The organism is Ralstonia sp. 25mfcol4.1, assembly GCF_900104095.1.
Classification (GTDB): Bacteria; Pseudomonadota; Gammaproteobacteria; order Burkholderiales; family Burkholderiaceae; genus Cupriavidus.
Map to the genome: position 1 here is coordinate 180,233 of NZ_FNJO01000007.1, position 18,756 is coordinate 198,988.

The window sequence follows — 18,756 nt, forward strand, 5'->3', positions numbered from 1 at the left end:
TCGATTGCCTGTGGAAAAATTGTAAGAAGACCGCCCGAGCGGCGATACATTGCAGCGTTGTCCGGAATGTCCAGGTTCAGGACATCCTGATATGCTTGCACTCACTATCGGTCACGCGCCGCGCCATGCCCTCGACCCACGTCTATACCAATCAGGCTTCCACCCTTCGCGAATTCGAAAGCGAATGCGTCAGCTTTGACGCCGCCGGTTATGTCGTGGATTTCGGACAGGCCTGGTGGGAATGCAGCCCGGCGTCGATTGCTGCGCTCGATCGCCCCCGTATGCAGCAGCTTCTGCGGCGTCTGCGTGCCGGGGATGTGGTGGCAACGCTGCGGCTCTGCAGTCTTGGCAGCTCCGTGCGCGACGTGGTCGCCACCGTGGAGCGGTTCCGGGCGCTCGGTGTGAAACTTCACTGCGTCGAAACCGGCGAAGCGATGCTGACCGACGCCGGCTCAACGGCATTCCGGACACTGCGGGCCGTGGAGAGCCTGGAACGCGACGCGCGCAGCGCCCGGATGAAGGCCAGTGCCGAGCAGGCCGTGGAGCGCGGTAGCCGGCTGGGCAGGCGTCCGGCGCTGGCGACCAACATGCACGATGAAATCCGGGCGGCGCTGCGCCGGGGCACCTCGGTCAGCGAACTGGCACGCACTTTCAAGGTGTCGCGCCAGACCATCATGCGGATCCGGGACGTCCACCCGGAGTGACGCCGCGCCCGCGCGCCATGTACGATCGGCGTGGCGCGATGCAATTCTTGCCCGCCCGCTGCCTGTGACCTTGCGTGAATGCTGGCGTGGCGATAGGCATACTCCTTGCGCTTGGCGATACCGTTCCCGAACTTTCGGTTGCGGAGGGCAAGCGCATGCCACAGACCGCGATGCCAGTATCGCGCCGGCGGATTGCCGGCGAACTCTGGACGGCCATCTGGCGCCATCGCGTCCGTGTCGTGGTGGCCGTCGTCCTGCTGCTGCTGGCCAAGGCCGCCACGGTGTCCGTCCCGCTGATCCTGAAACTCATCGTGGACGAGGCGGCGTCGGCCCAGACGCTGGTCAACCCCGCCGGCGCCGCCAGCATGGGGCCGTTGGTGCGTCTGATCGTGACGATCCCGGTCTTCCTGGTGCTGGCCTACGCCCTCCTGCGACTGCTCGGCAACGCCTTCAACGAACTGCGTGACGTGGTGTTTGCGCATGTCGCGCAAAGCACCGTGGCCGCCTTCACGGCCCGCGCGTTCTCGCACCTGCACGGGCTGGGTGCGCGATTCCATTCGCAGCGCGAGACCGGCGGCATCATCCGTGACATGGACAAGGGCACCGCCGCCATTGGCTTCCTGCTTGGCGTTGCCGTCTTCACCATCGTGCCGACGCTGCTGGAGATCGCGGCCGTGCTGGTCATCATGGTGGCAGGCTACGGCGGCCAGTTCGCCGCGATCATCCTGCTCGTCTTCGTGCTCTATTCGGCCTGTACGGCACTGCTGACCCGGCGCCGCATGCGGGTGCAGCGCCGTGTCAACGCCGTGGAGGCGCAGACCAACAGCAAGGTGGTGGATAGCCTGCTCAACTACGACACCGTCAAGTATTTCGCCCGCGAATCGTTCGAGTCGCGGCGCCTCGGCCGCCTGCTGGACCGCTGGGTCGAGGCCAGCGTGGAAAACCAGCACGCGCTGTCGGCGCTGCATATCGCGCAGAGCGGGTGCATTGCCATCGGGGTTGCCAGCGTCATGCTGCTGGGCGTGCAGCGGGTGGCGCAGGGCACGCTGACGGTCGGCGACCTGGTGCTGATCAACGCGTACATCATCCAGGTGGTGTTGCCGCTGAATACGCTCGGCTTCATTTTTCGCGAGTCGAACGACGCGATGACCAACGTGGAACGCCTGTTCTCGCTGCTCGACGCAAAGGGCCGTGCCGGCGAGGACGACGATGCGCCCGGCGCGCGGCCGCTGGTAGTCAGGCAGGGCGACATTGCGTTCGAGCACGTGAACTTCAGCTACGACCCCAGCCGCCAGACGCTGTGGGACGTGAGCTTCCGCGTGGGCGCGGGCCAGACCGTGGCGGTGGTGGGCGGCAGCGGCTCCGGTAAATCGACGCTTGCGCGCCTGCTGTTCCGGCTTTATCAACCGGACTCGGGTCGCGTGCTGATCGATGGACAGGACCTGCGGCTGGTCACCCAGCGCAGCCTGCGCGAGGCGGTGGGCATCGTGCCGCAGGACACCATTCTCTTTAACGACACGATTGCCTACAACATCGCCTATGGCCTGGAGGGCGCCTCGCGGTCCGATGTGGTGGAAGCCGCGCGCGCGGCCCAGCTCGATGCGTTTGTCGATCGTCTGCCGGACGGCTACGAGACCATGGTGGGTGAGCGCGGCGTGCGCCTGTCCGGCGGCGAGCGCCAGCGCGTGGCCATCGCGCGCGCCATGCTCAAGCGGCCGCCGATCGTGGTGTTCGACGAAGCCACGTCCGCGCTCGATACGCGTACCGAGCGCGCCATCCAGCTGGAACTGACGCGCGTGGCGAAGGGCCGTACCGCATTCATCATCGCGCACCGGCTATCGACCATCACGGATGCGGACCATATCCTGGTCATGGAACACGGCCGGGTGGTGGAGGCCGGCACGCACCAGGCGCTGCTGGCGCGCGGCGGCGTCTACGCGCAGATGTGGCGGCTGCAGCAGCAGCAGCGCGAACTGGAGCGCACCGAAGAGCGCCTGGCGCTGCAACCGATCCGGCTCGAAACGATTGTCGCGGGGGTGGTGGACGGCCTGCGCGAGCGCATCGCGGCCCGCCATATCCACCTGTTCACGGTCGTGGGAGAGGCAGAGCTGCGTGTAACCGGCGATCCGGGGTTGCTGCAGAAGGTGATATGGGAGCTTTGCGAACGCATCGTCGATGCGGTGGAAGCGGGTGGCCGCATCGAATTGCGCCTGGAGCGCAGCAACGGCGACGCGGCGCTGACGCTGTCGGCTACGGCGTCGGCGCAGGGTCATCCGGTGTCGGCCGCCGAGATCCAGCGGCTGCAGGCAGAGCTTGCCGAGGCCGGTATCACGTTGAAGGCCGATACGGCCCAGCAGATGTGGCAGCTGCGCATGCCGATGCGCCCGTTGGGCGAGCCGCTGGCGACGCCCCAGGTGTCGTTGACAGACGCGCCGCCGCTTGCGCTGGGTCCGCAGACGCTGCGCGGCTGCTGCGTGCTGGTGCTGGACGACGATGCGCCCACGCGCGACGTGCTGGTCGATGCGCTTGAAGATCTTGGTGCCGAGGCGCTGGCATTCGCGCACGGGCGCGACCTGTTGCAGCACCTGTCGGAAGCAGCGCCGGGCCAGTGGCCCCAGGTGCTGCTCTGCGACATCGCACTGGACGATGAGGACGGCTACACCGTGCTGCGCGACGTGCGGCGCCTGGAATCCCAGCGCGAAGTGTCGCTGGTACGCCGCGTCACCGCCATTGCACTGTCCGGGCACGCGCAGCCGCAGGACCGCATCCGCGCGATGATGGCGGGCTTCCAGCTGCATCTGTCGAAACCGGTGCAGATGGCAGAGCTGATTGCGGCGATATCGGCCCACTACCGGCACGCCGCGACCGGGCCGGCGGCCCCACCGGCCGACCCGCTTCCCGCGGGATCCTCCCGGCTGCCGCCTGGCTCGCGCAATGAGTCGTCCTGACTGATCCGGCGTCAGCGTTGCCGGCGCGTGAGCCGCAGCGCCGCCACCACATGGTCGCTCACCACGGCCCGCTCACGTAGCACCCAGTGCATCCCTTGCGCCAGTTCGCGCCATCCCGCCACGCCCAGATGCATGGCGAGCGACGGCATGGCGCGCACGGTATCGCCGATCGCCATGGTGGCGGGCAGGTGCAGCCATGCCGCCCACACGGCATTGCGTGCCAGCAGCGCGCGGCGGGCGCGGCTGTCGCGCAACGGGCTGGGATGATGATGAACCACCAGTTCCGGGGCGTAGACCATCAGCCAGCCGCGGGCGGCGAGCTTCCAGGCGAGCACGGTTTCTTCGCCCCCGATGAAGAACCGTTCGTCGTAACCGCCGGCGGCCAGGAAGGCATCCACACGGAATGCCGTTGCGCCGGCCATGAAGCCAAGAATGGCGCGACCCGGCAGGCCCGCGGAGGGCAGCGGGCTGTGGGACATCAGGGTGCTGGTGGGGTCTTCGCGGCCGGAAGCGCCCACCAGGATGCGCGCGGTCAACGATGCCACGGCGGGATAGGCGTCGAGCAGTGCGCAGGCCCGGGCGAGCGATCCGGGCTGCCACCAGCAGTCGTCATCGCAGAACGCCACGTATGGGGTGCCGGCCACCTGGGCCACCCATTGCGCGCCAAGGTTCCGGCCCGCCGCGCCCAGGTTGGTGTCGCTACGCAGGCAGACGACCTGCGGAAAGACCTCTCGCACCATGGCCACCGTACCATCGGTGGACCCATTGTCCACCACGACGATACGGGGCCGTTCGGGCAAGCCCTGCAGATGGCGCAGCGTCCGGCACAGCGTGTCGCGGCGGTTGTAGGTCAGCACGACCACGCTGATGCCGGCGTGCCACGGGGTAGCGTCCATTGTCATCTGCGCGACCGTCAGTGTGTCGGCTGGGGTGCCCACCCACGCATTGGCTTGTGCGCCCGGTTACGCGCCTTTGGCCGGCACGATGTCGAGCGTCCAGTACCGCTCGGGCGCGCCGATGTCAGCGAGCTGGCCGGCGTTGAACAGCGGCAACTGGCTTTCGTAGGCCTCGACGGCCGCCATCTTCATGCTCTGCCACGGTGTGAGTGGAAAATGCACGGGTGCGGCGATCAGGCCGGCCTGCCACCAGCCCATCAGGCGGCTCTGCACCATGCCAGGCAGCCTGCGGTAGATCGCGTCTTCATAGAACAGCCATTGCACGGGCGGCGTTGGCGTACCGCCCTCCGCCGTATCGACCGTCTGCATGCTTGATACCGTGGCACGCAGCAGCATGCAGGCCCTGCTGACAAGGATGTGATCGCTATGGAACAGCCCCATCGGCGCGATCACGGTGCCACCGCGCTGCATCGCCGGCGAAGCGGCCAACCCGGCCATGATCTCTTCCGCGCTGTGCTGGCGGCCGTATTGTCCATCGAGAAAGTCGAGCCACTCGGGCCGGGCACCGAGCATGTTCAGGCCGCGCGCGTCCTCCCGGCGCCGTTGCGAAACGGCTTGCGTGACACTGCAGAAGCCTGCGGCCCGATCCCAGTCCGGCACGTCGGCGCGAGCGTCGGGCACGCCCGCGAGCACGGTGACGACCACGGCATCCGGGGCGGCGGCAAGCAGCGCACCGCAACTGAATACGGCGTCGTCCAGGTGGGGAGAGATGACGGTGAGCGGCTCGGGGATCTGAAGAAAAGGCATCGATATCAGCGCAAGTCAGCGGAAGTCGGTCGGGTGCCAGTCTGGCGCGGGCGCCGCGTCGGTTGCCTCGCCCGCGGTCGGTTGCCACAGGCTCCCGCGGGACCGCGCGCGCTGCTGCGCCGCCCGGCGGGATACGAACGCGGCCACGGTCAAACGCAATCCTTGTGCCAACGGCACGGCCGGCTGCCACTGCAGCAGCGTGCGGGCCAGGGTGATATCGGGGCACCGCTGGCGCGGATCGTCCTCCGGCAGCGGTCGATGCTCCAGCGTCGAGGCCGAGCCCGTGGCGTGGAGGATCTCTGTGGCGATGTCGCGCATCGTGGTCTCGCACGGGTTGCCCAGGTTGACCGGCGTGCCGGCCGCATTCGATGCCATCAGGCGGATCAGCCCTTCGACCAGATCGTCCACGTAGCAGAAAGAGCGCGTCTGCGACCCGTCGCCATAAAGCGTAAGCGGCTCGCCGGCCAGCGCCTGCGAGATGAAATTCGACACCACGCGGCCGTCGGCCGGATGCATGCGAGGCCCGTAGGTATTGAAGATCCGGGCGATCCGCACGTCCACGCCGTGCTGGCGGTGGTAGTCCATGAACAGCGTTTCCGCACAGCGCTTGCCTTCGTCGTAGCACGCCCGCCGGCCCACGGGATTCACGTGCCCCCAGTAGCTTTCCTGTTGCGGATGGTGGTCGGGGTCGCCATAGACTTCGCTGGTGGAAGCCTGCAGGATGCGGGCCTTGACACGCTTGGCCAGGCCCAGCAGGTTGATCGCGCCATGCACACTGGTCTTGGTCGTCTGCACCGGGTCGCTCTGGTAATGCACCGGCGACGCAGGGCAGGCCAGGTTGTAGATCTCGTCGACCTCGACGTAGAGCGGGAACGTCACGTCGTGACGCAGCAATTCGAAATTGGGCCGTGGCAGCAGGTGAGCGATATTTTCCTTGCCACCCGTGTAGAAGTTATCGACGCAAAGTACATCATGGCCCGCTTCCACCAGGCGGTCGCACAGGTGCGAACCGAGGAAGCCGGCGCCGCCCGTTACCAGGATGCGCTTGTGGTGGGGATCCTTCATGGTTCATCTCCTAGGCCGCCACGCGGCCCGCGCCTGCGGCGCGAATCGCCAGCCGGGCGTAGACCTGCTCCATTTGCCGCGCCACGCCCGCCCACGTGAACAGCGCCTGCGCCCGCTGGCGGCCGGCCTCGCCCATGCGTTGCATCAGGGCGGGGTCGGCGCAAAGCTGCGCAAGCCGCTCGGCAAGTGGTTCTGGTGCATTGGGCGGCACCAGGAAGCCCGTTTCGCCATCGAGCACCGTGGAGCGGATACCGCCGACGTTGGCGCCCACCACCGGCACCCCGCAGGCCATGGCTTCTACCGGGGTGATGCCGAATGGCTCGTACCACGGCGTGGTGACGAAGACGTCCGATGCGCCATAGAACAGGCGCAACTGTTCCCGGCCCCGCCGGCCCACGAAGGTGACGCTGTCGGCCACGCCGGCCTCGTCGGCCACCTGTTGCAGGCGTCCGATCTCGGGTGTGGCCGCGACACTCGGCGATTCGGCGTTACCGCCGACCACGTACAGCCGGGCACGCATGCCGAGCGTGTGGCGCAGATACCCGATGGCCCGGATCACGTTGTCGATACCCTTGCGCGGCACCAGGCGGCCCAGTTGCAGCACCGTGAACTCGCCGCCGTCCCACCCCAGCGTGGCGCGGGCCTGCGCGCGTTCCACCGGCGCGAACTCTTCGTCGTCGAAGCCGCACGGCACGGTTTCGATGCGTGACCGCTGCGCCCCGCACAAGGTCACGAGGTCTTCGGCATCCTGCGGGCATTCGGCAATCACGCAATCGGACTCGCGCGCGAGCGCGTCCTCGATATCGAAACGCGCGTCGGGAAAGCCGTCGGCGCTGCCCTGGTGCAGCCGCCGTACCTTGCCCAGCGCGTGGAACGTCATGACCAGCGGGATGCCCAGCGCCTGTCTGGCCCGTAGTGCCGCCACGCCGGACATGAAAAAGTTGGCGTGCAAGACGTCGTAGCCGATGGCGTCATGGCGCATGAACTCCACCATGTAGTCGCCAAACGCCGGCATGTGCGGCAGCAGCGATTCTTTCGGCACTTGCATGGCGGGCCCCGCCGGGACATGGATTACCCGTACGTTCGGCGCGAAGGCCACGACGTCCGGCAGCAGCGCCTTGTCGCGCCGCGTGAAGACGTCCACCGGGTAGCCGCTCTTGCCCAGCTGCCGGGCCAGGTGGGCTACATAGACGTTCTGTCCACCGCTATCGACGCTGCCGATGCTGGCAAGCGGCGAGGCATGTTCGCTGATCAGGGCAATTCTTCGCATGGCGGACTCCGCGTTGTGGTCGTTGTTCAAACCGGCCGTCTGCAGCATGCATGCCAATCGGTGGTCAGGAGACGGCGTCCTTACGGAGAAGCGTTATAACGGTTCTCGGCGTCACCTCGCACCTGTGGGGCGCCGGCGCGGGCAATCCCGGATTTGCAGTTCGAGAGAGCCGTTTCTACTGACGCCGTGTAGAAGCGTTGGTCCGCCGCTCGTGCAGCGAGGGCGATTGCGGCCGGGCAGGTCGATTGCAGCGGCGGGGTCAGGGGTCGGCGCAAAGCTTGCATGCCAGACGCACCCATACCTGTCGGGGAATGCCATGTCAGCTCAAACCGAAGCCGGCCGCCGGCCGCTGGCCGATGCAGACGCCGCGCGCCGCGCCATCGCGCTCGCGCTGCCCATGCTCGAGGCCAGTCTCGACGACAAGGGCGTTGGCGAGAGCCACTGCCTGCACATTGTCATCATGGATCCGGGCAAGCCGTACGGTTCGTGCGCGTTCGAGCAGGCGATCCTGCACGAGCACTCGCTGCCGTCGCGCGACCGCTGGGATGCGGACTATGCCCATTACGCACGCGAGAAGGCGCGCATCACGTGGCGCACGGCCATCGATAGCGGCCAACTGATGGATCTCGCGCCACACCTGCTCTGCACGGGCGATACGGTGCTGGCAGGCGCCATCGTGCTGGACGGCATCGTCGTGGCCGCCAGCGGCGCGAACGGATGGTATGACGAGGCATTTTCGCGCTGCATTGCCAGCCTGCTTCGCGCCGTGGTGCGCGAACGGCTGCACGGCAACACGCAGGGATGACAGCCGCCGACTACGGGGTGGCATGCAATTCGCTGCGACGGCTCCATTCATTGACGACGCGAGGGGGAGGGCAACATGCGAGACTTCGAGCAAGACAGGCATCCACTGCTGGAAGGCAAACGGTATCTGGTGACTGGCGGAGGGGGCGGACTCGGTGCCGAGATTTGCCGAATGCTCGCGCAAGCCGGCGCGCATGTGATCGTTGCCGATGTCAACGAGGCGCTTGGCGAGCGTTGCGCGGCCTCGCTGCGTGAAGCCGGTGCCGAGGCCACGGTGCGCTGTGCCGACGTCTCGGATCCGGCGGCGGTACAGCGGCTGTTCGCCAGCATTGCGGATGGCGGGGGGCGGCTCGACGGGCTGATCAACAACGCGGCCATCGACATCACGTTGCCCGTCGAGGAAGTGGATACCGAACAGTGGCGGCGCGTGCTGATGGTCAACCTGTACGGTCCCTACCTGCTGACGCATGCCGCGGTGCCCCTGATGAAGGCCCAGGGCGGCGGGCATATCGTCAACATCGCCTCCACGGCGTCCAAGCGCGCCTGGCCGAACGCGTCGGCGTACCATGCGACGAAGTGGGGGCTGCTGGGCCTGTCGCACGCGCTGCACGCCGAACTGCGCGCGCATCGGATCAAGGTGTCCGCCGTGGTGGCAGGCGGCATGCGCACCCCCTTCCTGCTCGACAGGTTTCCCGATATCGACACCTCGAACCTGCAAGACCCCGCAAACGTGGCGCGCGCCGTCCGCTTCGTGCTGACGCAGCCGGAAGAAACCGTGATCCCGGAGGTCATGGTGCTGCCGATGAAGGAGACCTCATGGCCATAGTCGACCGTGGCGGCGCAGTGCTGCTGGACAAGGACGGCACGCTGCTCGAGAACGTGCCCTACAACGTGGACCCCGCAAAGATCCGCCTGGCCGATACCGTCGGCGATGCGCTGCGCCGGCTCTCGCGGCTGGGGTTGCCGCTTGCGGTGGTCAGCAATCAACCGGGCGTTGCGCTGGGCCGGTTCGACGCGGAGGCGCTCGATGCCGTCCGTGAGCACCTGAGCGATCTGTTTGCCCTGCATGGCGCCAGGCTATCGGGCTTCTTCTATTGCCCGCATCACCCGGCTGGCCAGGTGAGGCCCTATGCGGTGCATTGCCTGTGCCGCAAGCCGGCGCCCGGACTGCTGCGGCAGGCCTGCACGGCGCTGGGCTGCGATCCGGGAAAGTCATGGATGGTGGGCGACATCCTCGACGATGTGGAAGCCGGGCGCCGCGCCGGGTGCGGCACGGTGCTTGTCGATTGCGGCAACGAAACCGAGTGGATTGGCGGTGCGCTGCGTACGCCGGACTTTATCGTCCCGACGCTCGATCGCGCTGCCCAGGTCATTGCGGCGGGTCTGCCGGTTTCGCCATCGCCTCCGATGATGACGGAGCGGCCATGCTGACATGGCAGCAAGCCCGGCGCGTGCTCTGCGTCCGGCTGGACAACATGGGCGACGTGCTGATGACCACGCCGGCGATGCAGGCGCTTGCCGAAAGCGTTCCCGGGCGCAGCCTGACGCTACTGACATCGCGCGCATCGGCCATGCTGGCGCCGCACCTGCCGATGATCGACGACGTGATCGCGTGGGATGCGCCGTGGGTCCGGCATGCGCACGATGGCGACGGCATGGCTGCCGCCATCGGCGAGGGTGTCGCACAGCTCGCGGCGCAGTCTTTCGACGCGGCGGCGATCTTCACCGTATACAGCCAGAGCGCGCTGCCGGCGGCCATGCTCTGCGGCATGGCGGGCATTCCGCTGCGGCTGGCCCATTGCCGCGAGAACCCTTATGCGTTGCTGACCGACTGGGTGCCAGACACCGAGCCCGACACGAGGACCGAGGCGCCGCCAAGGCACGAAGCGCAGCGCCAGCTGGATCTTGTGGCGCAGGTGGGCGCGGTCACTGGCGATCCGCGCCTGCGGTTTTTGCTGACCGACGCTGACCGAGCGATGGCAGGCGGGCTGCTGACGGACCTGGCTGGCAAGCATCGCGCCGCCGTGCGCGTGGTGGTGCATCCCGGCGCCACGGCCGCATCGCGGCGCTGGCCTGCGAAACGCTTCGCCAATGTGGCGCGGGAACTGGCCATCGGCGTCGGGGCGCTGGTACTCGTAACAGGCAATGGCGGCGAACGCAGCCTGGTGGAGGAAGTCTGCAGGCGGGCGGGTCACCCGGCGGTGGTGCCGATGGCCGACCGGCTGTCCATCGGCGAAATGGGTGCGCTGCTGTCGGCGAGCGATCTGCTGGTTTCGAACAACAGCGGCCCGGTGCATATGGCGGCCGCGCTCGGCACGCCGGTCGTGGATCTGTACGCGCTGACCAACCCGCAGCACACGCCATGGATGGTGCCGCACCGTGTGCTGTTCCAGGACGTGCCGTGCCGCTATTGCTACAAGAGCGCATGCCCGCAAGGCCATCATCGCTGCTTGCGCGAAGTGTCGGTGCTGCAGGTGGTGGAGGCATCGATGGCGCTCCTCGACGGCGAGGCCGGCGCACGAACGACGATGCCGTGGGCTTGCCATGCCAGGCGGGTGCCAATGCCGCCGCCCGTTTCGCCCGGGCAGGAAATGCCCGTGCAAGCCATCGCCAAGGAGGATGTCCATGTACACGCTCGGCATTAACGCTGCCTATCACGACTCCGCCGCCTGTCTCGTGCATGACGGGGTGGTGGTGGCGGCCGCGGAAGACGAACGCTTCACGCATATCAAGCACGGCAAGCGGCCGGTGCCTTTCAGCGCGTGGGAGCTGCCGTGGCACGCGATCGAATACTGCCTGCGCCAGGCCGATATCACGCTGGCGGACGTGGATCACGTGGCGTATTCCTATGACCCGGCGCTGCTGCTTGGCGCGCTGCACGGCGAGGAATCGGTGGTGCTGCCGCTGGAGCCCTCGCGCGACCGGCAGCCCGATGCCCGCACATCGCCCTGGGATCCGCTGTTCCTGTCGTACGTGGTCAACGCGCCGCGGCAACTGGCATCGGGCGCCCCGCATCATCTGTCGGCCCGCTTTCGCGAGGTCAGCCACGATGGGCCGTTCCGGTGGCATTTCGTCGAGCACCACATGGCGCACGAAGCCAGCGCGTTCCTGGCGGCGCCGTTCGAGCGATGCGCCGTGCTGACGATGGATGGCCGCGGCGAATCGGCCACCACGAGCTACGGCATGTTCGACGGGCGCGAGTACCGGCGGATCAAGCAGATCGACCTGCCCGATTCGCTGGGACTGCTGTACGAGAAGGTGACGCGTCATCTGGGCTTCCTGCATTCGTCGGACGAGTACAAGGTCATGGCGCTCGCGTCATTCGGCAAGCCAACCCATCTCGATGTGTTCCGCAGGATGGTGACCAGCGATGGCGAGGGCGGCTACCACGTGGCCGATGTCGATCTCGAAACGGTGCTGGGTCCGGCGCGCCTGCGCGGCGATACCTTCGATGCCCGGCACTTCGATATTGCGCGCTCGCTGCAGCAGGTGCTCGAAGAGACCGTGGTCGGCATGGCGGCCTGGCTCGCCGAGACCACCGGCGAAGCGAATCTGGCGATGGCCGGCGGTGTCGCGCTCAACTGCGTGATGAACGCGCGGGTACGCGACCAGGCACCGTTCGACGCGGTGTGGGTGCAGCCGGCCGCCGGCGACGCCGGCACGGCGCTGGGCGCGGCCTTGTGGGTGGATTTCACCGAACGCGGCCGGCCGGCGCGGCACTGGAAGATGGAACACGCCTACCTGGGGCCCGCGTTCGGCGACGACGAGATCGCGGCGTTCCTGGACTGGGCCAAGCTGCCCTATCGCCGGCTCGATGACGTGGCCGCACGCGCGGCAGAGCTGCTGGCGCAGAACCGCATCATCGGATGGTTTCAGGGCCGCATGGAATTTGGCCCGCGCGCGTTGGGGGCCCGGTCGATCCTGGCATCGCCGATCGATCCAGGCATGCAGCAGCGACTTAACGAAATCAAGGACCGGGAGGACTTCCGGCCGGTGGCGCCGGTGGTCATGCAGGAGCGCCTGGACGAATGGTTCCGCGCGAAGAAGCCTGGCGACGGCGCCGCCCCGTTCATGCTGTTCGTCTATGACGTGATTCCCCAGCAGGCTAAGCGCATCCCGGCGGTGACGCACGTGGACGGTACGGCGCGGGTGCAGACGATCCGTCGCGACCAGAATGCCATCTACTACGATGTGCTGGCGGCCTTCGAGCGGCTGACCGGCGTGCCCGTGCTGGTCAACACGTCGTTCAACACGCGCGGCGAGCCGATTGTCTGCACGCCGCGCGATGCCGTGGAGTGCTTCTGGACGTCTCCGCTGGACGCGCTGGTGATCGGTTCGTTCCTGCTGGAGAAGCCAGCCGCCGCGCCGGCGGTGAAGGCCGGCCACAAGGAGGCCGCCGATGCAAGCGTCTGAACCGCTGGTCTCGGTCGTCATCGCTACCTACCGGCGTGCGGCGCTGCTCAAACGCTGTCTGCTGGCGCTGTGCCATCAGCGGATGGACGCGCGCGCGTTTGAGATCATCGTGGCCGATGACGGTTGCGAGCCGGCCATCGCGGCATTGGTCGCGACGCTGGCGGCCCGGTATCGCGCCGTGGCGTTCCGTTACACGGCGGTGCCGGCCACGCAGGGGCCGGCCGGTGCCCGCAATGCGGGCGCGCGTCTTGCACGGGGCGAGATCCTGGCCTTCACCGACGACGACACGATCCCGTCGCCCGACTGGGTCTGCAACGGCTATCTGGCCCTGGCCGGCGCGCCCGGATGGTGCGCGGCGGCGGGCCGGGTCGTGGTGCCCACGCCGGCACGGCCGACCGACCACGAGCGCGATACGGCCGGGCTTGCCAGCGCGGAATTCGTTACCGCCAACTGCTTCGTGCGACGCGCGGCGTTCGAGCGGGTCGGTGGCTTTGACGAACGCTTCACGCGCGCATGGCGGGAGGACTCCGACCTGCAGTTCCGTCTCGAAGGGCAGGTCGGCCCGGTGGGCCGCGCGACCGATGCGGTGGTCGAGCATCCCGTGCGCCCCGCCGAATGGGGCGCGAGCGCGCGGGCACAGGCCAAGGTCTTCTTCGATGCCTTGCTGTACAAGAAGCATCCGCTGCTCTATCGCCAGCGTATCCGGCGGGTGCCGCCCTGGCACTACTACGCGATCGTGGCGTGTGCCGGTGTGGCGCTGGTCGGCGCGCTTGCCGGCGCCGCGCAGGTGGCGGCGGTCGCGGCAGCCGGATGGGCGTTGCTGACGGCGGCCTTCTGTGCGCGCCGGCTGCGCGGTGCGTCGTGGCGGCCGCGCCATGTCTGCGAGATGGTAGCGACGTCGATCGTCATCCCGCCGCTGTCGCTCTATTGGCGCCTGCGCGGGGCGCTGGCATTCCGCACGGGCTTCCTGTGATGCCGGCCAATACGCGCAAGGTCGCCGTTTTTCGCGCGCTGCAACTAGGCGACATGCTCTGCGCCGTGCCCGCGCTCAAGGCATTGCGCGCGGCCGAGCCGGACGCGCACATCACCCTTGTCGGCTTGCCGTGGGCACGCGATTTCGCCGCGCGCTACTGTGGGCTGATCGACGACTTCATGGCCTTTCCCGGCGCGCCAGGCATGCCGGAGCAGGGCGCCGATGCGCAGGCGCTGGACCGCTTCCTCGCCGATGCGCGGACACGGCGATTCGATCTCGCCATTCAGCTTCATGGAAGCGGGGCGATCACGAATCCGCTGGTCCGCCAGCTGGGCGCACAGCGCGTGGCCGGATTCTGCGACGGGTCCGACGGCGCACAGCCCACCGCACCGGGCGAGTTCTGGATTGCCTGGCCTGACGGCAACGAGATCGAGCGACTGCTTGCCCTGATGCACGCGCTGGGCTATCCGCACGCGGACACCCATCTTTCCTTTCCCCTCCACCCGGACGACCTGCGTGACTGGCGGAAGCTGGCCGATGCCCATGGGCTGGAGCCGGGCAGCTATGTCTGCGTCCATCCCGGTGCGCGCATGCTGTCGCGGCGCTGGCCGGTGGAGCGCTTTGCCGAGGTGGCGCAACGTCTGGGCAATCCATGGCGGATCGTGGTAACGGGCGCGCCGGACGAGAGGGACCTGGCCGACCGGCTTTGTACGCTGACCGCGGTGCCGGTGGTGAACCTGTGCGGCCAGACCTCGCTGGGCGCGATGGCCGCGTTGATCGCCCACGCCAGGTTGCTGGTCTGCAATGACACCGGGGCGTCGCATATTGCCGCGGCCATGGACACGCCCAGCGTGGTGGTGTCGTGCGGCAGCGACAGCGAGCGATGGGCGCCGCTCGACCGCACGCTGCACCACGTGCTGGCCGACTATCCGCCTTGCCGCCCCTGCGCCTGGCAGGCGTGCCCGTATGGCCATGAATGTGCGATGCACATCGACGTCGACAGCGTGGCCGCCGCGGCACGGCGCCTCGCGGATCGGGAGACCGTATATGTCTAGGCGACTGCGCATCCTGACCTGGCACGTCCACGGCAACTACCTGTACTACCTGTCGCAGGTGCCGCACGACTTCCTGCTGGTAACGCGGCCCGGCTATCCGCCCGGCTACGCTGGCGTGGGCGGGCAGCTGCCATGGGGCGGGAACGTGCGCGAAGTGCCCTATGACGAGGTGCCGCGCACGGCGTTCGACTGCGTGCTTTACCAGCACCGGGACCACTACGCCCGCGACAGGGAAGTCCTGCTGACCGACGCCCAGCGCGGGCTGCCGGCCATCTATCTTGAGCACGACCCGCCGCAGGAGCATCCCACCAACACGCGGCACCCGGTGCAGGACCCGAAGATGTTGCTGGTGCACGTCACGCCGTTCAATGCGCTGATGTGGGACAGCGGCATCACGCCGACGCGTGTGATCGACCATGGCGTGGTGGTCGATCCGGCGGTTCGCTACACCGGCCATCGGGCGCGCGGCATCAGCGTGGTCAATCACCTGGCCAGGCGTGGCCGGCGGCTCGGTGCGGATGTGTTCGCGCACGTCAGCCGGCGCGTGCCGGTGGACCTGGTGGGGATGGACGCGCAGGCGGCCGGCGGCATCGGCGAGGTGCCCAACAACGAGCTTGCCGCCTTCATGGCGCGCTACCGCTTCTTCTTTCACCCGATCCGCTATACGAGCCTGGGACTCGCGGTAGTGGAAGCCATGACCATCGGCATGCCCGTGGTCGGCCTGGCCACCACCGAACTGGTGACGGTGATCCGCAACGGCGTCAACGGCCATGTCGATACGCGCGTCGAAGGCCTTGTCGAAGTCATGCGCGCATTGCTGGAAGACCCAGGCATGGCGGCGCGCTGGGGCCAGGCGGCCGCCCGGACGGCGCGCGAGCGTTTTGGCATCGAGCGCTTTGTTGCCGACTGGCAGGCCGCATTTCGCGACGTCACGCGCTAGGTGTGGGGTCGTTGCAGCGGTTTGCCAGCATCGTCAGGTGATCGGCGAATCCGCCCGGCGCGCGGCCCTTGCTGCGGGCGCTGGTCACCACGCGCGGCAGCGCGCTCCAGGCAATCTGCGCATTCAGCGCGATCAGGCGCTGCACCAGCGCCACATCCTCGCTGCTGGCATGGGGCGGAAATCCGCCCGCACGGCGGTAGGCCCGCGAGCAGACGCCAAGATTGGCGCCGTGAACATGGCGATGATCGTCGGTACGCTGATACCGTGCGGCAAACCGCACTGAGACGTGCGGAGGATGCTCGCTCCAGTCGTCGACGGTGACCAGCCCGCACACGGCATCGGCGGCGAGCGCCAGTTGCGCCACCAGCCAGTCCGGTGCCACGCGGCTGTCTGCATCGGTGAAGGCCAGCCAGCGTGCGCCCAGCCCCAGCAGCAGTTCTGCGCCGGCGTGGCGGGCGACGCCCACGTTGCGCGCGGCGATGGTCAGGCAGGTAACCTGGGCGGGCGCATGGCGGCGGGCGATGTCAGGCGAACGGTCGCTGCAGTCGTCGAGTACCACGACCAGCATCACCGGTTCGCCCTGCAGGCCGGGGTGCAGCGCCGCGGCGCGCAGCGCAAGCAGGCACGCCTCCAGACTGGCTTCCTCGTTGTGGACGGGCACCACGACGCCGATCATCGCATGGGCTCCCGGCTGCGCAGCGGTTCCGGGTTGCGCGACCAGACTTCGAGCAGGAAGTCCGGCTCGACATGCCGCACATGCCGATGCAGGCCCGGCCGGCGCGCAATCGCGGCGTGCACGTGGCGGGTGGATTGGCGCCGCTCGGAGAACGGGTGCAGCCAATGGCAGGCCACGATGGTGCCGGCAGGCGTGAGCGCCCCGGCGGCGTCTGCCACGGTCCGCAGCCACGGCTCGCGATCGAAATAATAGCCAAGCTCGCTCAGCACGATCAGGTCGAAGCAGCCGCCTGGCCACGCGTCGGGCAGGCTTGCCACGCGCGTCTCGACCTGCGGGAGGCCCGCCACGCGCGCACGGGTACGCTCGATGGCGCGCGGCATCATGTCGATGGCAAGCAGCGCGTCGCAGCGTGCGGCCAGCCTCTCTGTCAGCAGGCCCGTGGCACAGCCGGCTTCCAGCGCCCGGGCATAGCGCGGCTCCGGCAGGGTAGCCATCAGCAGATCGCGCTTGCGCGCCTCGTACCAGAGCGAAGCGAAGCCCCAGGGGTCGTCCTGCTCGAAGATGGCGCTGAAGTCGGTGGTGGCGTCCGGTGGTGTCATAGCCGGTAGCCCTGCTCGCCGACATCGTTGGCGCTGCCGGCGTCGCCGGCTTTGCCGCCGCGATTGCCCTGGCTCAGCCTGTCCCCCAGCGACGCCAGATCGCGCTCCGCGTGGCTTTGCCGCAGGAGTACGGGCAGGTCCGCGAACAGGGCGGCCAGCCGCGCGTCGCGACAGAGCGGGCCTGCGCCCAGCACGTTGCCGGCGCGCTGCATCACACGCTGGACGGTGGCCTCGACCGTGGCGCGCAATCGCATGGCCGGCACGTACGCGTCGTCTTTGGGATGCGCGTCGATCCAGGCCGCCGTTTCACGCAGCAATGCCGCTGATGCCCGCAGGTCGCTGTCGATGGCGCCCAGGTGGGCGGCAGCATGGGGGTCGCCATGGCGGCATACCGTGTGCCGCACGGCGTGTTCGAACGGCAGTACGGCGCCGTACCAGCAGGCGGCGATGCCCGCGCCGCCATGCCAGAAACCAGGGCGGTCCAGATAGGCGCCTGCCGGGCCGATTTGCAGCGCGGGGCAGTTATCCAGCATGACGTCGCCGCTGCCTGTGTCGCGCATGCCCACGGCATGCCAGCCCTCGTCGGTGATTCGCACGCCGGGGCCGTGCAGGTCGATGGCCGCCATCAGCGCGCCGCCATTGCCGTCGTGGCAGGTGACCAGTGCATGCGACACGGCTTGCGCGCCCGAGCACCAAGCCTTGCGGCCATCGAGCCGCAGCGGCGTGCCGCCTGCCAGCCCGGTGCGCGCCGCCAGCGGGCGGATGTCGGTGTCCATGGCGGCACGCGCCTGCACGCGGGCATCGGGCGGCTCGGCGGCCCACACGGCCCAGCGCGTATCGCGTGGGGGGCGGGCCTGCGCGACCTCCAGCAGAATGGCCAGCGCATCGGCATGCGCCTCGAAGAGCTTGATGGCGACGGCGCCGTGCGTCGCGGCAACGTCCGAGAAGACTCGCCAGCGGGCGAGCGTCTGGCCGTGGCCGGGCGGCGGCATGCCGTCTGGCGTGTCAAAGCGGGCGATCAGCGATCCGAGCGTGTCGTCGGGGACCATGGCGGCGGGAAGGTGCATTCACATGCACGGCGCTCCGCAAGTTTCCTGCCAAAGCACCTGTGGGGCTGCCAGCGCCCATGGCACGCGATTCGCAGAGCCGGCCAGGGGGAAGACGGGCCGTCGGCCGGTGTGGCGCAGGCCCCCATATTTGCCGGTCTGTTGTAGGGCTTACAAGGGACGGCAGCGTGGCCGCAGGCGGTCGTGAACTATCGGATGCGGCCCCGGATCGCCTTCAACATTGCGCGCCGATAGGCCCGGTCCACGGCCAGCGTCCGGCACATCAGTCCAAGCAGCCGCTCGGCATGCGCCACCGGATACCCTTTCTGCTTCAGATTTCGCAAATGCCTCAGCCGTGCGCGAATCTCGCTGCGCAGGCGTTGTATCCGGTGGTCCACCGGGAATATCTCTCGTTCGAGGAGGGCCTGTTGCCGTTGCGCCTCCAGGTCCTCGTCGCTATACCGCATGCGATCCATTACAGCCTTCCGGTTGATCCGTATGGGCGAGGACTCGCATCTTTCGTTCCGGGCGCGGGCCGTGGCGCGGTGTGATGCAGGCGG

At 68.3% G+C, this 18,756-nt stretch carries 18 protein-coding genes; 10 read left to right on the forward strand and 8 right to left on the reverse strand.

Going from position 1 to position 18,756, the window contains the following annotated elements:
* Window positions 1-125 precede the first annotated feature (125 nt).
* Both BLQ58_RS29175 and BLQ58_RS14580 read left to right on the forward strand, forming a co-directional pair.
* Window positions 126-704, forward strand: a complete 579-nt coding sequence (locus tag BLQ58_RS29175; RefSeq protein ID WP_175459913.1) for a recombinase family protein — start codon at window positions 126-128, stop codon at window positions 702-704.
* A gap of 155 nt (window positions 705-859) precedes the next feature.
* Window positions 860-3,652, forward strand: coding sequence for an ABC transporter transmembrane domain-containing protein (locus BLQ58_RS14580; RefSeq protein WP_092599092.1), 2,793 nt, complete (start codon window positions 860-862; stop codon window positions 3,650-3,652).
* A gap of 11 nt (window positions 3,653-3,663) precedes the next feature.
* Here the strand turns inward: BLQ58_RS14580 and BLQ58_RS14585 are convergent, their stop codons facing one another.
* The 4 genes from BLQ58_RS14585 to BLQ58_RS14600 all read right to left on the reverse strand — a co-directional run bounded on the left by BLQ58_RS14585 (window position 3,664) and on the right by BLQ58_RS14600 (window position 7,690).
* Window positions 3,664-4,548, reverse strand: coding sequence for a glycosyltransferase family 2 protein (locus BLQ58_RS14585; protein WP_092599095.1), 885 nt, complete (start codon window positions 4,546-4,548; stop codon window positions 3,664-3,666).
* Window positions 4,549-4,614: 66 nt separating this feature from the next.
* Window positions 4,615-5,355 (reverse strand): PIG-L deacetylase family protein, encoded by a 741-nt coding sequence (locus BLQ58_RS14590; RefSeq protein WP_092599098.1) that lies wholly within the window; start codon window positions 5,353-5,355, stop codon window positions 4,615-4,617.
* Between the two features lie 15 nt (window positions 5,356-5,370).
* The gene (locus BLQ58_RS14595; RefSeq protein ID WP_092599101.1) at window positions 5,371-6,420 is read right to left on the reverse strand and encodes a UDP-glucuronic acid decarboxylase family protein; all 1,050 of its coding nucleotides are present in this window, start codon (window positions 6,418-6,420) and stop codon (window positions 5,371-5,373) included.
* Window positions 6,421-6,430: 10 nt separating this feature from the next.
* Window positions 6,431-7,690 (reverse strand): glycosyltransferase family 4 protein, encoded by a 1,260-nt coding sequence (locus tag BLQ58_RS14600; RefSeq protein WP_092599503.1) that lies wholly within the window; start codon window positions 7,688-7,690, stop codon window positions 6,431-6,433.
* Window positions 7,691-8,006: 316 nt separating this feature from the next.
* On the opposite strand from BLQ58_RS14600, the gene BLQ58_RS14605 reads away from it, so the two are divergent.
* From BLQ58_RS14605 to BLQ58_RS14640, 8 genes are all read left to right on the forward strand, one after another.
* On the forward strand, window positions 8,007-8,495 hold the full coding sequence (locus BLQ58_RS14605) for a hypothetical protein (RefSeq protein ID WP_092599104.1): 489 nt from the start codon (window positions 8,007-8,009) through the stop codon (window positions 8,493-8,495).
* Window positions 8,496-8,570: 75 nt separating this feature from the next.
* Window positions 8,571-9,320: an SDR family oxidoreductase gene (locus BLQ58_RS14610; protein WP_092599107.1), complete on the forward strand. Its 750-nt coding sequence runs from the start codon at window positions 8,571-8,573 to the stop codon at window positions 9,318-9,320.
* Complete coding sequence (locus BLQ58_RS14615) at window positions 9,311-9,925, forward strand: D-glycero-alpha-D-manno-heptose-1,7-bisphosphate 7-phosphatase (RefSeq protein ID WP_092599110.1); 615 nt, start codon at window positions 9,311-9,313, stop codon at window positions 9,923-9,925. The genes BLQ58_RS14610 and BLQ58_RS14615 overlap by 10 nt, the downstream gene beginning before the upstream one ends.
* A complete protein-coding gene (locus tag BLQ58_RS14620) occupies window positions 9,919-11,139 on the forward strand; it encodes a glycosyltransferase family 9 protein (RefSeq protein ID WP_092599113.1) in 1,221 nt (406 codons plus the stop codon). Before BLQ58_RS14615 ends, BLQ58_RS14620 begins: the two co-directional genes overlap by 7 nt.
* Window positions 11,120-12,907 carry a carbamoyltransferase family protein gene (locus tag BLQ58_RS14625; protein WP_092599116.1) on the forward strand — a complete coding sequence of 596 codons (1,788 nt, stop codon included), beginning with the start codon at window positions 11,120-11,122 and terminating at the stop codon, window positions 12,905-12,907. The genes BLQ58_RS14620 and BLQ58_RS14625 overlap by 20 nt, the downstream gene beginning before the upstream one ends.
* Window positions 12,894-13,880, forward strand: coding sequence for a glycosyltransferase family 2 protein (locus tag BLQ58_RS14630; protein WP_092599119.1), 987 nt, complete (start codon window positions 12,894-12,896; stop codon window positions 13,878-13,880). Before BLQ58_RS14625 ends, BLQ58_RS14630 begins: the two co-directional genes overlap by 14 nt.
* Window positions 13,880-14,935 carry a glycosyltransferase family 9 protein gene (locus BLQ58_RS14635; RefSeq protein ID WP_092599122.1) on the forward strand — a complete coding sequence of 352 codons (1,056 nt, stop codon included), beginning with the start codon at window positions 13,880-13,882 and terminating at the stop codon, window positions 14,933-14,935. The genes BLQ58_RS14630 and BLQ58_RS14635 overlap by 1 nt, the downstream gene beginning before the upstream one ends.
* On the forward strand, window positions 14,928-15,875 hold the full coding sequence (locus tag BLQ58_RS14640) for a glycosyltransferase (RefSeq protein ID WP_092599125.1): 948 nt from the start codon (window positions 14,928-14,930) through the stop codon (window positions 15,873-15,875). Before BLQ58_RS14635 ends, BLQ58_RS14640 begins: the two co-directional genes overlap by 8 nt.
* Here the strand turns inward: BLQ58_RS14640 and BLQ58_RS14645 are convergent.
* The 4 genes from BLQ58_RS14645 to BLQ58_RS14660 form a co-directional block, all read right to left on the reverse strand.
* Window positions 15,865-16,551, reverse strand: coding sequence for a glycosyltransferase family 2 protein (locus BLQ58_RS14645; RefSeq protein ID WP_092599128.1), 687 nt, complete (start codon window positions 16,549-16,551; stop codon window positions 15,865-15,867). The two genes, BLQ58_RS14640 and BLQ58_RS14645, sit on opposite strands and share 11 nt — an antisense overlap.
* A complete protein-coding gene (locus tag BLQ58_RS14650; RefSeq protein WP_092599131.1) occupies window positions 16,548-17,150 on the reverse strand; it encodes a class I SAM-dependent methyltransferase in 603 nt (200 codons plus the stop codon). Before BLQ58_RS14650 ends, BLQ58_RS14645 begins: the two co-directional genes overlap by 4 nt.
* Window positions 17,147-18,217 (reverse strand): acyl-CoA dehydrogenase family protein, encoded by a 1,071-nt coding sequence (locus BLQ58_RS14655; protein WP_175459915.1) that lies wholly within the window; start codon window positions 18,215-18,217, stop codon window positions 17,147-17,149. Before BLQ58_RS14655 ends, BLQ58_RS14650 begins: the two co-directional genes overlap by 4 nt.
* A gap of 188 nt (window positions 18,218-18,405) precedes the next feature.
* Complete coding sequence (locus BLQ58_RS14660) at window positions 18,406-18,672, reverse strand: hypothetical protein (protein WP_092599134.1); 267 nt, start codon at window positions 18,670-18,672, stop codon at window positions 18,406-18,408.
* Window positions 18,673-18,756: the final 84 nt, after the last annotated feature.